13 protein-coding genes are annotated in these 15,065 nt (G+C 42.6%); 3 read left to right on the top strand and 10 right to left on the bottom strand.

Features of this window, described 5'->3' with window-relative positions; genetic code table 11:
• The first annotated feature begins 56 nt into the window (after window positions 1-56).
• Window positions 57-605, top strand: a complete 549-nt coding sequence (gene gloA / locus D1814_RS13270; protein WP_118493015.1) for a lactoylglutathione lyase — start codon at window positions 57-59, stop codon at window positions 603-605.
• 115 nt (window positions 606-720) lie between these two features.
• On the opposite strand, the gene D1814_RS13275 is transcribed toward gloA, so the two are convergent.
• The 8 genes from D1814_RS13275 to D1814_RS13305 all read right to left on the bottom strand — a co-directional run bounded on the left by D1814_RS13275 (window position 721) and on the right by D1814_RS13305 (window position 11,471).
• Window positions 721-4,251, bottom strand: coding sequence for a DUF748 domain-containing protein (locus D1814_RS13275; protein WP_118493017.1), 3,531 nt, complete (start codon window positions 4,249-4,251; stop codon window positions 721-723).
• Between the two features lie 130 nt (window positions 4,252-4,381).
• A complete protein-coding gene (locus tag D1814_RS13280; RefSeq protein WP_118493019.1) occupies window positions 4,382-4,972 on the bottom strand; it encodes a DUF2780 domain-containing protein in 591 nt (196 codons plus the stop codon).
• Between the two features lie 431 nt (window positions 4,973-5,403).
• Entirely contained in the window at window positions 5,404-6,591 is a 1,188-nt protein-coding gene (locus D1814_RS13285) for a M56 family metallopeptidase (RefSeq protein WP_118493021.1), read from the bottom strand.
• Entirely contained in the window at window positions 6,584-6,976 is a 393-nt protein-coding gene (locus D1814_RS13290) for a BlaI/MecI/CopY family transcriptional regulator (RefSeq protein ID WP_118493023.1), read from the bottom strand. The genes D1814_RS13285 and D1814_RS13290 overlap by 8 nt, the downstream gene beginning before the upstream one ends.
• A 235-nt stretch (window positions 6,977-7,211) precedes the next feature.
• The gene (locus D1814_RS19715) at window positions 7,212-8,270 is read right to left on the bottom strand and encodes a class I adenylate cyclase (protein WP_269747664.1); all 1,059 of its coding nucleotides are present in this window, start codon (window positions 8,268-8,270) and stop codon (window positions 7,212-7,214) included.
• The gene (locus tag D1814_RS19720; RefSeq protein ID WP_269747665.1) at window positions 8,233-9,198 is read right to left on the bottom strand and encodes a class I adenylate cyclase; all 966 of its coding nucleotides are present in this window, start codon (window positions 9,196-9,198) and stop codon (window positions 8,233-8,235) included. Before D1814_RS19720 ends, D1814_RS19715 begins: the two co-directional genes overlap by 38 nt.
• A 179-nt stretch (window positions 9,199-9,377) precedes the next feature.
• Complete coding sequence (locus tag D1814_RS13300; protein WP_118493025.1) at window positions 9,378-10,745, bottom strand: sensor histidine kinase; 1,368 nt, start codon at window positions 10,743-10,745, stop codon at window positions 9,378-9,380.
• A gap of 12 nt (window positions 10,746-10,757) precedes the next feature.
• Complete coding sequence (locus D1814_RS13305; RefSeq protein WP_118493027.1) at window positions 10,758-11,471, bottom strand: response regulator transcription factor; 714 nt, start codon at window positions 11,469-11,471, stop codon at window positions 10,758-10,760.
• A gap of 167 nt (window positions 11,472-11,638) precedes the next feature.
• On the opposite strand from D1814_RS13305, the gene D1814_RS13310 reads away from it, so the two are divergent.
• On the top strand, window positions 11,639-12,088 hold the full coding sequence (locus tag D1814_RS13310; protein WP_118493029.1) for a Spy/CpxP family protein refolding chaperone: 450 nt from the start codon (window positions 11,639-11,641) through the stop codon (window positions 12,086-12,088).
• A gap of 163 nt (window positions 12,089-12,251) precedes the next feature.
• Here D1814_RS13310 and D1814_RS13315 read toward each other — a convergent pair whose 3' ends face one another.
• Both D1814_RS13315 and D1814_RS13320 read right to left on the bottom strand, forming a co-directional pair.
• Entirely contained in the window at window positions 12,252-12,908 is a 657-nt protein-coding gene (locus D1814_RS13315; RefSeq protein WP_118493031.1) for a hypothetical protein, read from the bottom strand.
• Between the two features lie 170 nt (window positions 12,909-13,078).
• Complete coding sequence (locus D1814_RS13320) at window positions 13,079-13,666, bottom strand: DUF4136 domain-containing protein (RefSeq protein ID WP_118493033.1); 588 nt, start codon at window positions 13,664-13,666, stop codon at window positions 13,079-13,081.
• Between the two features lie 332 nt (window positions 13,667-13,998).
• Here D1814_RS13320 and D1814_RS13325 point away from each other — a divergent pair, with 332 nt between their 5' ends.
• Entirely contained in the window at window positions 13,999-15,060 is a 1,062-nt protein-coding gene (locus D1814_RS13325; RefSeq protein ID WP_118493035.1) for an L-dopachrome tautomerase-related protein, read from the top strand.
• Window positions 15,061-15,065 lie beyond the last annotated feature (5 nt).

Here is a 15,065-nt window from a genome sequence, read left to right on the forward strand (position 1 = left end):
GAGGCAAATTGAAGCTACTTTGCCTTTAACAATCTTTAACGCTAAGGACGACTATTATGAGCCGACACTTCGAACAAGCCGATGGCCTTTATGAAGACAAAGACGACGCGACAAAAGGTTTTGTGTTTAATCAGACCATGCTGCGCATTGCTGACCCTAAGCGCTCATTAGATTTTTACACACGTGTGATGGGCATGACCCTCATTAAGCGTTTAGATTTTGAAGAAATGGAATTTAGCCTTTACTTTTTGGCGGCCGGGGATGATTTTTCTGATATTTCCGACGATGTTGAAAAGCGTACCCAGCAGACTTTTGGTCGCCCAGCAATGCTTGAACTAACCCATAATTGGGGCGATACGCCAGAGACCGTCAGTTATCACAACGGCAATACCGAACCTAAGGGTTTTGGTCACATTGGTTTTCATGTACCTGATGCTGAAGCAGCCTGCGCCAGATTCGAATCCCTAAATGTTCCTTTTCAAAAAGGCCTCAATGATGGCTCTATGAAGGGAATTGCATTTATCAAAGATCCTGATGGCTACTGGATTGAGATTTTTGACGCATCAAAAGTTGCTGAAACATGTGCGCCACACTTGAAAAAGTAACGGAGAGATCTTAAGGGCTCTTGCGTGTTGCTCGAAGCGTTTAGCTAGCCGAAAATTTCAAAAATATGTCAATAGAAGAGGGTAGCCCAGTTAAATCGGCTACCCTTTTTGTTTTTTAGTTCGCTTCCAAGGTTAACTCAACGCCGCTTAAGTCAGTATGTAAGTCGTGCTGGGTATTAAGCAAAAATAAACGGTTTGCTTCAATTTCCCCTTCGTTGGCCAAATAGCTTTTTACCGCTTTACTGCGTAAGTCGGCAAGTTCAATTAACGCACTTTCAGGTATGTCGATGCTATTGCGAAGCTTGTTGTAACGGGCAATCATCAGTGCTCTTTGCACATCTTCTTTGTTAATCGTATCGCTACCGTCATCACTACTATTTTGACCTTCGCCTTCACTTGCTAAATCAGGGTATAACTGTGCCACCATTTCCTTATATTCTTGGTCAAGGTCGGGCGTAAATATCTCTACATAGCGTGACAAAAGAGCATCGGATAATGGGCCTTCCAGTGGGATGCGGCTACCAGTTAATGGCTCGTCTGTTGAATTACCCTTGTTGCCGAAACTTTCAATTTCAGCATCGGCAGAAGTATTCTCGATCCTACTTGAACTGCCGGAGGTAGTAGTGTGTACAACAAGCCCGCTTTTTGCGAAAAGCGTGGCATTTAACTGTCGTTGTGCCAGTGTACTTGCATCTGATACAGCATTAACCGTACCCTCAATGTTCACTCTAAGCCCAGGACGTTTTTTTAAGGCTTCAGCTAGGGTGTTTAGTTTTTTCTTAGCTTCAGCTTGTAGCTTGTGTTCCCCAAACGTAAACGCAACACTGTCTAACTCATCGTCACTGCCAACTAGATTTGCTAGTAGCGAAAACGGCGCAGTCACCGCCTTGGTAATGATATTGCCAATAGCATTAAGGATTATGGAACCAAAGCTGAAATCTGGGCTGTCTACGTCTCCTGATACATCCAAACCTAAATCTATAACGCCATTGCTATCTTCTAGCAGCGCGATAGCTAGCCCAAGTGGCAAACTTAGCGCTTGGTCAGAATTAGATTTTTTGCCTAGGGTTAGCTGGTCGATAACCACATGATTCTTACCTTCTAGCGCTTTCCCATTGAGTTTGTATTGTACAGCTAATGACAATAAACCTTTGTCAATGTAGTAGCCCATATAGGTGCCAGAATAGGGGTTAACTGATGTAAGTTCAGCGCCTTTTACCGAGAAGTTTAAATCTAGGTCTAAATCGCTTTTTAACGGGTGAATGGTGCCCGCTAGTTTTACCGGTGCGTAGTTATCTATTTTTCCAGTGATATCCACATTGGCTGGCGTATCTGAACGCGAGTCGATGCCTGTTACTTTCCCGTTTAGGCTTTCTATCGCCGACGCGAATTTTGGTGTTAATGAGTGGTCAGCAAAATAGGCTTTACCGTTCTCAATTGATATAGCGTTCACTGCAATAGCAAGCCCTTCAGCGTTTGCTGTCACCTTTTCACTAGTTGAAGATGCTGCCGATTTTGTTGAATTCATGCTGTCAGGTTCGCCAGCGATATTATTCTTAGCGGTCTGCTCTTCATTGTTGTCTTCTTTTGAAGCAACAACTAGCTTGCTCACATTGGTTTGCTTGGCTTCGTCGATGATAAGTCGAGTGAAGGGCGATTTTAACTGAATATTGTCTACGCTTAGCTGGTTAAAGACATGGTCAAAATTAATATCGTCCACTATTAAAGACTGCCATTGCAACAACGGCTTTTTGGCATCATCCAGAACGCTTAAGTCAGAAACTTGAGTACTAGCCTTAACGTTTAGAGTTTCAGTACCTTCATCACCCATTGCAGCGTCAAATTCAACATTCAGATTAAATAGCCCTTTTTCAAGTGTGACATTGGCGTAGGGGGAAATATATTGCTGAAATTGATTAAGCACTAGTTGCTCGACGGCAGCTTTGCCCTTCACCGTTTGCTCTGCAATAACTAGGCTTCCGCTGCTTGTCAGTGTACCTTTTGACGTATTACTAAAGGTCTGGGTATCGGCAGAAACCTGCAGGCTTGTGGAATAAGAAATGGGTTTAGAGAAATCAGTGGTGATTTTCCCGCTTTCAATATCGAAGTGACTAACTCTGTAATAGGTGCCATCACTTACACTGCGCTCTACCATATCAACGGTGCCGTTATTAAACGCGAACTTTTGCAGCGCAACCTGCCACGTGGACTTATCTACCGTCTCCAGTGAACTGTTGTTAGTTGGCGCTTCTTTTGGCATTTCCTCGCCAGTTGAAGCGGGCGAAGCAGTCTTTTTATGAGCGTGTTTGTTAGTCTCAGGTATTTCATTAACCCCTGCTTGCTCTGTGTTTTTGTCCTCTATTTGAAGCTCAGAGGCGGGGATATCTGTGTTTGTGTTTGTGTTTGTGTTGGAGCTCACTTGGGTAGTAGAAGACGTTAGAACTTTAGGTGTAAACAGGCGTTGTAAGTTTAGCCCTGTCTTATCAAACAAGCCCGACACCCTGACATCGTCTAGCGCAACTTCAGCAATATTTACCTGCCGCTCTGCGCCGTTTACGTTTATGTTGTGAACGGCAAAAGAGGGAATGGCTAGGATCTCTTTTGAAATTCTGGCGCTATTTGGCCCGCCCGATGACGCGCTTAATGACGCACCTGAATTAAATACCAAATCATTGACGATAAATTCACCGTCTTCCAGTAAAAACTGAAACGCCTCTTCCTCTTCAAAAGCTTGAGCCTGAAGGCTTAAGTTAACCGTGCCCTCTACTAGTACCGCTTCTATCAAATCTTTTGATAGCGACCAAAGCGGTGTCAGAGCAACGTCGCTTATCGCAACGTCTGTAGTAACTTTAAAAGGAGATAGTTGGAATTCACCTTTGATGGAAATTTTGCCTTTTTCGGCGGTAAGCAAATCAAACTGGTATTGATTAAACGCGGCTTGGCTATTGTCATTTACACTAATTACAGCATGCGTATCTAGGTCTTGCAGTGCAACGTCCAAATCAGGGTAATCAAGAAAGGTATCAGTAACTTCGTCTTCTAAAACAACATGGCCGTTACTTAGTATAAATTGACCTAGTATTATTCTAGGGATCTGCCCGTCAGCTGCGTCTTGCTCTTCATCTTTCTCCTGCGTACTGCGCTTCTCTATGTGAGTAAGGATGTCAGAAAAGTTGAATGTTTGTGTGTCGTTATCGGTATTTAAACGTGCCACTTTTGTATATGGTGCATTGATGGTTAACGACTCGACCGCAGGAGTGAGAGTAAGCAGTGTTTTCCAAAAGCCGATGTCTAGCGAAATATTATCGACGCTAAAAAAGCGATTATTGGAAGCTTTATTCTTGGTATCGCTTTCACTGCTGTTTTTGCCAGGCTCGTCACTATCACTAGTTGTTAGAGGTTTAGATGATGGATAGATGACAAAATCTGTAATGCCTAGCTTCAATAGAAAAGGGTTTATTGCAATATCTTTAACCGCGGCATTTCGACCTGTATTTTCTTTTACGAGGTTAGGTAACTTTGCCTCTAGCACTGCAGGGGTCACTACACCCAAAAGAAGGGCATAAGTAAGATAGAAAAGGACAAGGTAGGTAGAAACTCGAAACCACTTTGGTTTCGCGGAAAACCAGGATATTGCATTTTGCATAGGCGATTAGGCTGCGTAAATGAGTATGAAAAGATGAGCAAGGTTGCATTAGAAAAACACGACCTTGCAAAAAAGACTTAAGGCGTACTAATTTCTGCTAGGCAGCATATCTCAGTACGCTTTCGATAGGTTACAGAGCCGCTAGCAAATTATCTAGGCCAGATTTAAAAAGTGCTTGTGTTTCTTCATCAGCATTTACATTTAAATATGAGCTGATTTGCGTGGCAAAGCTGGCAATCATATCGGTTGATAGGCCTAGCGCCTCAAACTGTTGCTTTAAATCATTTACAGATTTAAGTGTAGAGCTATATTCAGACGCTTTATTAAGCAACCCTGATAGTGACGAGCTAGAACTTGCGGCCGTATCACTGCTAAGCGAAGGCACATTCTCAAGTAGGCCATCAATGCCAGGAATACTGCTTGCTAGCTGCGCGTAGTCACCACTAGAAAGGTTACCTTGAACATAGTTCATAATAGATGCAATACCGCCTTCTGATTGCGTTTCAGATACATTGAGATTGTCAGAGACTGTACCCACTAAACTAGATAAGTCGATACCAGACGCTGCACTTGTCGCCATTTCAGTTAGGCTACTAGTAGTTACAGTAGTGTCAGCTTTTTTGTCGCCTAAAAGGCCTTTAAGCTGCTCTATATTAGCATTTGCGTTTGTTGTAAAAACGGTAAGAGCAAGCACAGCAGGTGCTAAAGCGAAACGTTTCATAGTAAATTTCCTTGTTTTACGCCAAGACGGTAAAAGACCCACATGGCGTGAAGCGATTGCGAATAATCGACGCCACTTAGCTATCGATTATCAAAACCTTCCATAACTTAGAAGTATTAAGGTATGTGACTACTTACATTCTACCTTAGTACAGCGGTATTTTCTTTAGGTGAAATGTAAAGGTGCTTTACATTTAACTAAGCTGCATGGGAGCTAGTTGTTTTGCAAGTAGCAAGTAGCAAGTAGCATGCAGGTAGCACGTAAGTAGTGAAAAATAAGTAAGTGTGAATTAGTGAAAAATTAAGTCAATTAGACAAAACACTAAAAGGAGCAGTGCGCTCCTTTTAGTATTCTGGCATATGAAATATCCCGTTAGGGAAAGTGTTTACTAGCGTCATTTTTTCGCGCTATTCGCGTTTTTATTCTGTAATTCACCCTTCAGGTGTTTCTACTGAATTACCTAGTTTATAATCGAGTTGTACCAGTAAACCCTGTTGCCTAATGCCTTTCCCACCCTTAATGCGAGGCTTATATTCCCACTGCTTTAGCGCAACTTTGGCGCTTTTATCAAATACGCCCGCTGGCTGAGATTTCACTACTGTTACATTATCAGTTGCACCCGTTTCAGTGATATCGAAAGACAGTACGACAAACCCCTCGACATTGTTTTTTGCTGCCTCGCTCGGGTAGGTGGGCGAAACGTGTTTTACAGGCGAAGCTTCATTAACTTTCGATTTATCCATGTTGGCTTCAGCTTTTGGCGGTGGTGGGGGCACATTAGCCAATGCGGTATTAATAGTCAGTAAAGCTGCAACAGAAAGTACGCTCGCTGCCAGTACTTTATTGCTGCGCATAGGTTGTTTTATAGCATTTAAACGTTTCATCATAGTCGTCTTTTCTCCAAAGGTTGGGTACAAATTTATAGTGCGTGAACAATGCTCGGCACACTGCACAAGTGCTTTTGCATAGGTGAGTTTTTCCTTTTCTGTCTTGTTTTTTAGTACAGCATGATCACAAGCCAGCTCTTGGTTTATTCTGAAAGATTTAAGCGCAAGCCAAACTAGTGGGTTAAACCAAAATAGAATGGCAATAGTTAGCGCTAGCGTATTCCACAGGTGATCACGATGTTTGCGATGAAAATTTTCATGTTCCAATACAAGCTTCTGTTGCTGCTTTGAAAACGTGCTTTTAAACGAAAAGGGGATAAGCACTTTGGGGGCGATGAATCCAAATAGCATAGGGGTGGCTGCTTTGCTTGAATAGTAGGCATTGGTGTGGATTGCACGTCGCTTCCCTACAGATGCCCATGTTGTAATATGATGTACTAAAACATAGGCAGTGATAATGCTTACGCCTATGGCCCAAAGAGTAAACCAACTTTCGAACGCAACAGTACTCACTGTAGGTTTAACACCGACTACATAGCGAGAAAAGCTATTTGATGGGATGCTAACCAACGACAGCGGAAGGTTATTAACTATCAAGCAGCCTGGTATCAACGCCCATAGCTTATACATTAATGAGGCCCCTAATTTAGACGTGAAAAAGTGCTCAGAAACAATCAATAAAATGAGTGCGAGCGACAAAATGCCTTGTTGAGCAATAATCCAATCAATCATTATTTTCTTCCCACTCTTTTATAAGCGCTTTAAGCTCGTTAACATCTTGCTTAGACAGCGAGTTTTGATTTGCAAACCCCGCGACCATAGGCGCGATTTTCCCTTTAAATAGTCGACTTACAAAACTTGTCGTTTCTTTTTTTGTATATTCTTCGCGCGCAATCAGTGGGTAATAAAGATACTGGCGCTGCTGTTTTTCAAAGCCTAATACGTCCTTCTTTACCAAGCGACCCAATAGGGTTTTTACGGTTTTTTCATGCCAGTCTTTCTTATCGTTTAACCGTGAAACCACTTCGCTTGATGTAGCGGGGTGGTCGTCCCACAATACGTCTAGTACTTCAAATTCGGCGTTCGAAATTTCGGGTTTGTCTGACATCTTGCTCATAGGAACGAAACCTATCCTTATTGATTACACTTGTAGTCGATATATTTAGATTACACTTGTAATTCTAAAGTGCAAGGTTTTTTGTATGTTTTTTAGACCGGTTTTGTAAGGGATGAGTAATATGTTCAGTGCTTTCGTATTTTTAAGCAGGGAAGTGACTGGAAACATAAGACAAATAGGCTAAGGCGTTGGCACGGGGGTGACTACGTGTTGAAAAAAGGCGTGTAGTTACCTTTTAATAAAGGACGTTAAAGTTAAGATCGTTTGACTCTAAGAATTCGCCTAAGATACGCGATTGTTGATTTCCTCTTGGAACCATTACGTAACACACGGGTTTAGGCGATACTTCTTGAAGGTCGTACCATAAGGTATCCAGAACATCATTGCCGAATTTTAAAAACGTTTCTCCCCAAGACGTTTTATAAATTACTGCTACATCTTCAACCGTGGCTTTTTGACGTAAAGTGGGAAAATTCACAATAGCAAAGCATGCGGTTATACGCTCGGGCGCAAGTAGGTCATTACGGGGTAGCGACGACACCCTGACGGGCGGGAAATACTTGCACAAATGCTTGAGAAGGTCGTTAAGGTCTAATTCACTTACTTCGCCATAGTTATAGTCTAAATAAACCTTACTACTAGTATCGATAATTTTACTGGATACCAACCATACCATTAGCGCAATCGCACTAGGCGCTTGGGATATTTTCTGGGCTTCATCAATAATGCCAGATTTACTCAACAAATCACCGGCATAGGCAGACCATACCTCATCACCGTTTTTAAGCTGGCGCATGGCGATCGTTATTTTATTGCAGTACAGGCTCTCGTCAAATGCCCGACGCAGGAACTCGATTTTATCTTCTTTTTTCGCGTAATAGGTGCTTAAGCGCCTGCCCAACACCGTCATGTCCTTTTCGTCCATGACTTGCTGGTGGTCGCTAAGTTCTTTAGAAATGCGTCGATAGCACTTCAAAAGAAAACTATGGACACGGCGACTAAGCTGCACTCGCTCACTAAACGTCCAATCCTGTTGGTTGTCTAAATGAAGGATCTGCTTTCGGCTCCAGCCCCATTGTCTCGCATAGGATCCTAAAATTCTGCGTTTAAAATTTGGCTTTTCTCCCTCAAAAAGCGGCTGGCTCAATGGGCATGCACATTTTAAATACAAGCATTGCTGCAGTATCTCAATGTCCTCGGGCTGTCCGTTGGCTTTATAGTGGGTAATAAGCTCGTTAAACATCAATGCGTAGGGGTCAATATCTGCAACACGGCCCCGGCGCCTCAGCACCACGGTGAACATGTTTTTTAAGCAGGTTACACAACGGCTGCCCATGTGAAATATTGGCCAAGTAAACTTCAAGCTTTGCCATTTTCAAAACCGACTTGAACGGGGAGTCCATCGCTTTTCCCAACTGCCAGATGGCAGCGCCGAACAGTTCACTAGCATCTAGCTTTTCTAAGTGACCCAAATCCATAAACCAGTCTAAATCCGGTGATCCGCCTTTTTCCAAGCTGTCATAAATGGCTTGGTATTGTTTTTCACTGGTTTTTTCTGGGGTAAGCCACCAAAAGGGGGCCTTGCCTGCTACTACAATATTGGTACTGTAAAATTCCGCTTTTAAAAACAACGCTTGTGCAGAGCCTGCGCTTTCACCCTCAGCCACACCGAAGTCGTTTTTCTTTACTTTATCTATTTCAGATAAGAAGAAATGAACTTCAATTCCAAAGGTGTTTTCCGCCCACTTTTCAATTGCAGTAAGCTTCTGTTGAAGTAAAGAAAGCTCTGTAGCTGAAAAGCGATTACCTTCAATACATACCCAAAAATCGAAGTCTGAGTCATCAGTTTGCGCAATAGTGCCCACACTACCCATGAGAACTAGTGACTCTATAGCCCGCTGTCTCGGCCAAATTTGTTTGATATCAGAGAACAGATGATTCTCAGTGGGGAAGCACCGTAAAAGCGCCTTTTCTATATCAGACCTAAAGGAATAATTATTGATGCCAAAAGGAACGGCCTCGCCCGACGATAATGAGGCAATATAACCAGGAAGTGCTTCGTGATTAATATGTACAAGGAATGGGAGCACATGAAAAAGCGGCTGTTGCCTTGCAGGCATAAGGGTAAGTGCCCGTTCGATACGAGTTTTGTTATACCTTAATACACGCAATAACCTAATGGTAAGGTTTTGCTGGACGGAAAGCGGCTGCTGCGTAGCCATTATGTTAATCTGCACTTCTTCATGCCGCCAAGCATAACGCTAATTCGTATCGACTTCCTCTATTTTTAGAAACTAGATGAACTTGGTTATGGCATTGGCTTTATGCACTAAGTAAACAAATAACGAGCTAATAGGTTTTGGCATCGATAAGTACAAGCGACTTTTTACCAAAAGGAGCTTTACAATTGAGCCGGCGGGTTTTTAGGTAACGTAATTTCTACCCTAAGTCCGCCTTCTTCTGGACTCTGCATTTCAAGTGTTCCGCCATGCTTTTTTACTGCTTTTAACGCAATAGTTAAACCTAGTCCAAAGCCCTCGGTATGCATTTGATTTCCGGCCCGGTAAAACGGCTGCATTAACTTTTCAATTTCATTGTTATCTACGCCCACGCCATTGTCTTCAATAACGATGACAACGTTATAAGTACTTGAAGCAACATTTACAGATACCGGCTGCCCTTTGTCAGAATACTTACACGCATTACCTAAAATGTTGTCTAACGCCTGATGCAGCGCTTCGGGAAAACCGTTTATCATTGCATCGTTTTTACTAGACACGCTAAAGTCTAGTGAAGTTGGAATGCCTGGATAGTTAATAGCCATATCATCCAAAACACGATTACATAACGCAATCACATCGCAAGGCTCAGCAATCTGGTGAGATTGCTCTAGTGTTGAGAAATTTAAAATTTGCTGAATGAGCTGGTCCATACGGTGGCAGTCATTGTGTATTTGCAACACGTGTTTGTTATCAGGTTGATGCTGTTCGATGATAGCAGCAGACGCCTGAAGACGAGCAAGAGGGGCGCGCAACTCATGGGATACGTCATGTAATAACCTTTGCTGAGCGTTTATAGCATCAGAGGTTTTGCTAACCATGAAATTAATATCAGTAGCCAAATCGCTCAGTTCGTCGCCACGAGAAAGTAGCTGATAAGGTACCTGTGACGCAGTTTGGTCGTTGGCGTATTTTCGACTAAAGGAGCCTAGATACTTAATCGGTTTTACAATGCCCCAACTAAGCAGAGCGCTTACCAGTGCTGAGGCTAAAAATATAAATATAAATTGCACTGACTGAAAGCGACTTAGTACTTGCTTATAGATTCGCGGCGCTTGGGGTTGTCTGAACTGAACTATGTATTGCGTGTTTGAAGGGCCATAGATTTCACGTGTTACCCGTTGGTCCTCAGGCACCTTATTCATTCGGTAGTGATAAATTACATCGCCATTTACCGAAGAAATTAGCATGGGGAGCAGCTGATTTTCTCGACCATTTCGTCGTTTAATCCACTCTTTAATCTCGTTTCTAGCCCTGCCTTTTGTAAACGTTTCATGCTCGTATCGCCATACAATTCTTTCTGCCTGATTAGTCGCATCGTCAAAAAAACGTTTGGTATAGTTACTTGAGGTATATTCGTTTACTAAGACGTAGCCAGTTGCCGCCATGACCGCTAAGCTGGCTATCCAAAAAGCAACAAAAATTCTCCAGAACAAGCGCTTAAACCGTAAGTTAGCTTTTATGCCCGACCATTTAATGTTGCTTACCATGATCCATATCTTCTATTCTGGTTGCTGAGGTACGGTTAGCATTTGATAGCCAACACCGCGGACAGATTGAATAACGTTAGTAACCCCGGCAGCTGAGAGCTTCTGACGAATTCGGCTAACGTGAACATCCATCGCTCTATCATAGGCTTCCAATGGTCGTTTCAATACTTCTTGCGTCATCTCCTGCTTGGAAATGGTTTGCCCTACACGCTCCATCAGGTAGCTAAGTGCGTTGAACTCAGCTCCTGTTAACGCTACGGATTTTCCATTTACGGTGGCTTGGCGTGCCCCGATATCTAAATGGATACCATGTAGTTCGCTTGGCGAAGCGGCAGGCGTTGTTTTTAAGTACTGGGTTCTTCGGATGATAGCGCGAATTCGGGCGCCAAGCTCTCTTGGGTTACAAGGCTTAGGTAGGTAATCATCAGCACCTAACTCAAGGCCCACAATTCGGTCTATGTCATCGCCACGACCTGTTAGCATCAGGATTGGGGTTTGCTTTTCGGCTCTAACCGATTTTAATACATCAAGACCCGACATACCGGGCATCATAATATCTAGCACTACAGTGTCATACTTGTCGGTATCTAGTAGTGTTTTTATTGCTTCATCACCACTGTGAATGGCATCTACGTTAAAGCCATCGCCTTCTAAAAACTCTTGGAGTAGGGCACACAGGTCTTTGTCGTCGTCGACGAGTAAAATATTTAGTTTTTCATTTTCCATAACCTAATACTACCCCTTATAACCGTACTGTTTTTTTAACTTTACCGAACTTTACACTAGCTTAACCCTACTTATCGATTGATTCACGCATACTTAATTCCGTTGATGAAACAACATTATTTTTTAACGTCATGCATAAACATGGCAAAACAAGTAGGAAGATTAAGATGAAAAAATTAATTACCGGTGTTTTATTAAGTGCATGTATCGCAACCACTGCTTACGCAGGTGGTAAGAATTCAGATGAACGCAGAGGTGGAGATTTCTTTCCTTTGCATAAAATGGAAAGAGTACTTGACCTAACCGACGAGCAAATGACGCAGTTTCAAGTATTGAAAGAGGAGCTTAAAGCTGAGCGTCAGGCTAAAAGAGCCGAAATGGGTGAAGAAGGTAAGCGCAGAAAAATGAATGCACTAGCGGGCCTAAACCCTGACGACGCTGACTATCAAGAGAAGGTAAATGCGATTGCGGAGCAAAAGGCTGAAATACTAAAAGCACATTTTCTTAAGCGTGCCGAAATTCGCATGAAAGTAGCGGATATTCTAACCGATGAGCAGCTTGAAAAGTTTGATAATATGAAAAAGAAGCGTGGCAAAAAACAGCGTCATCACAGCTAGTTTAGACCATGCTTAACAAACGAAAAGCGCCGTTAAGGCGCTTTTTTTGCGCTTCGCAATACGAGTATTAAAAGAAGCTGGTAGCGATAACTAATTTATACTAGTTCAGGCAATATCGCTTTTATGAGGTGACCTTTCCCTGAATTAGCACCTATATCCACTCTTATTTCTGAAACTCTTCGATAAGAGCTTTAGCTTTGCCTTCAGAAGAAAAGCCAAACCCGCTTTTATTAAATATCAATGTATTGTCTGACATAACAGACGAGCGCGCGTCTTTTAAAAACGACTGAATGGTCTGTTCGTCAGCATTTTCCACTTTAAGTGAGGATGCAAAGTTGGTGGCCTCACTCCATTCAGTGAACTGTGAAAGTCGAGATGTCTGCTCAATAAGTGAAGTAAGGTTAGCGTCTTTTTCTAGATACTGTTGAAGGTGTAATGTAGCTCTGTCTAGTCCTACTGTATTGTCATCAGTTTCAACTACCAATTTGCCTTTGCTAATCGTAAAGTTTTTATTATCCGTGATACCAAATTTTGCCGCTAAATTGTTTAATTCTGAGGCAAGTTTTTGCCTATTAAACTCGAGGTAGTTCGTTAATGTAGTGCTATTGAGTGTAGCATCACCGTTTTCCATCTTTTCAAGGAAGGCGTCAATTTGATTGCCCTGCAATTCGCTTTTGAAATTAACCAATGCATCGCTAAGGGCGTTGGCTTGTTTGGATTTTTCTACAACATCTTGAAGGGCGCTTTGGGCATTGTTGGTGTCGCCTAAATAGTTGAACAATGAAGGCGACGAAGACAAGTAACGGTATGTGGTATCCACTTTAGACTCTACTTAGCTCGATTCATGTCAAATGCGCATGAACGTGTTGTTTTATATACACCTCATAGGCAATATAAATACCAAGTTTCTTATCGAAGAAGTTTTTTCTGGTATTGGCAGGGTTGGGATTTACTATGCTGTATTCTTTTGTTCCCAAATAAATAAAAACACTATTTATTAGGTGGGAACTGCTCAAGCAATTTTATCACAAGCTCATCGAGTTTGTTTTGAATACTAATACTGTCTTTAGACTCGAGTTCAACGCTGCCCGATGCGCTATAAATAAACTTCCCATCTTTTACTATATCTATTTGAAGACCTTGTTGGAAAGAGGTTTGGTCACCCACAGGTATGCTAAATATACTGCCGAGAGAAATGCCCCCAGAGCGCCCAAAGGTTCCTGTTCCCAACCCTAAGTTCAAAGTAGTTCCATCTTCTTTGGTGGTAGTGGAGGGAAGGTAACCTACTGAAACATCAGCCTCGTTCTCACTTGTAGGCGTTAAGCCTTTGGTAATTAAACGCTCGGTAATGGTTGAAGACAAGTGGTTGGCGAGGGTTTCATTGATAGGGTTTAACGGCGCTTGGATATAAAAAGTTTTAATGTCAGCAAAGTTTTGCGTGTCATCTACGCTGACTTGAGGTTTGCTGGCGCACCCAACAACTAACGCTAAACTTAACAACGACAATAAGGCTGACTTAATACCATACTTCTGTTGCCAAAAGCCCCTTTGACATTCTGTTGAAGTGCTACTTCGCATAATAAATCCTCTCTTAATTACTGCTGTTAAAAGGATGCTCCGTCAGCAGAAAAATTTAACTATTTCTTACTTTAACGACAAAATACCCTGTTTTAGATCTGAATTAACACTTAACGGGGTGATAATAAGCAACAACCTTTTGCTCACTGAGCGTAATTCGCTGAATTGTCGTCACTCGTCGTCGAATTGTGCGCTACCAAGGTGTTTAAACCGTATGCTTTGTTATCTAAGGCTTCTTAACCGTTTTCTGATACGCACGCCAAAGCACCCGCTTAATGGTGTATGGTATGCGAGCGGCTATGTTTAAAGAAATGACTTAAAGGGTAAAGGATATGCATATTAAGCAAATTAGACGCACACTAAGTGTTACTGCGATAGCGGCAGTTTTTTCTATCAACGCAGCAGCACGCGAAGCACAGGATTCTCAAGTTGAATTGGTCGGCGACATTAAAGGCACACAAATTACGGGCGTGACGGTGAGTAACGATGGGCGAGTATTCGTGAACGCGCCCAATTGGCGAGATGATGTAAGTTTTTCTGTGGCTCAGGTTGCCGCTAACGGAGAGTTTGTTGCATACCCTAATAATGAAACGAACGAGTGCGTAGCGCAAAGCGAGGTAAGAAAAGATTGCTTTTTAGCCGTGCAGTCAGTTGTTGCCTACAAAGATAAACTGTATGTGTTGGACACCCGCAACCCTAAGTTTAATGGGGTAGTGGATGCGCCGCGCTTGTTTGTCGTTGATTTAGCCACAAACGAAATCGAAGGAACCTTGATCCTTAGTGAAGATGCCTATCACTCTGATTCTTACATTAACGATCTACGCGTAGACGAGGACACAAACCGCATATACATGACGGATTCGGCCCATGCGGGCTTAGTGGTGTATAACCTTGACGACAATACCAGCTATCGCATTTTAGACAATCATGAAACGACAAAAGCTGAGGTAGAGTCTCTGAGTATTGAAGGCAAGCCCTTCAACATGACCGTTCAATCAGACGGCATCGCGTTAGATACGTTGAACGACACTTTATATTTTCATGCTTTGTCGGGTTATTCACTGTATGCCATTAATACCTCTGATATAAAGAAAGCCTCGAACGAGGTATTGGCTAAAAAAGTGCGAACAGTCGCTACAACAGGTGCGCCAGATGGCATGATTTATCACGAGGGCAACGTCTATTTAGCTAACTTAGAAAAGCAAGAGGTACAGTATCTTACACCGAGCCTCGACCTTCGCACACTTGTAAAAGGCGATGTGGTGAACTGGGCTGATACCTTTAGTATTTATAACGGTTCGCTTTACTATACGAACAGCAAAATCCAAGATGCGGGCAGCGATGTAAGCGACATTACGTTTGAAGTATACAAAACAGCGCTACCTTCGCGTTAAATCAC

Origin of the sequence: Alteromonas sp. BL110 (genome assembly GCF_003443615.1) — a bacterium.
Taxonomy (GTDB): domain Bacteria; phylum Pseudomonadota; class Gammaproteobacteria; order Enterobacterales; family Alteromonadaceae; genus Alteromonas.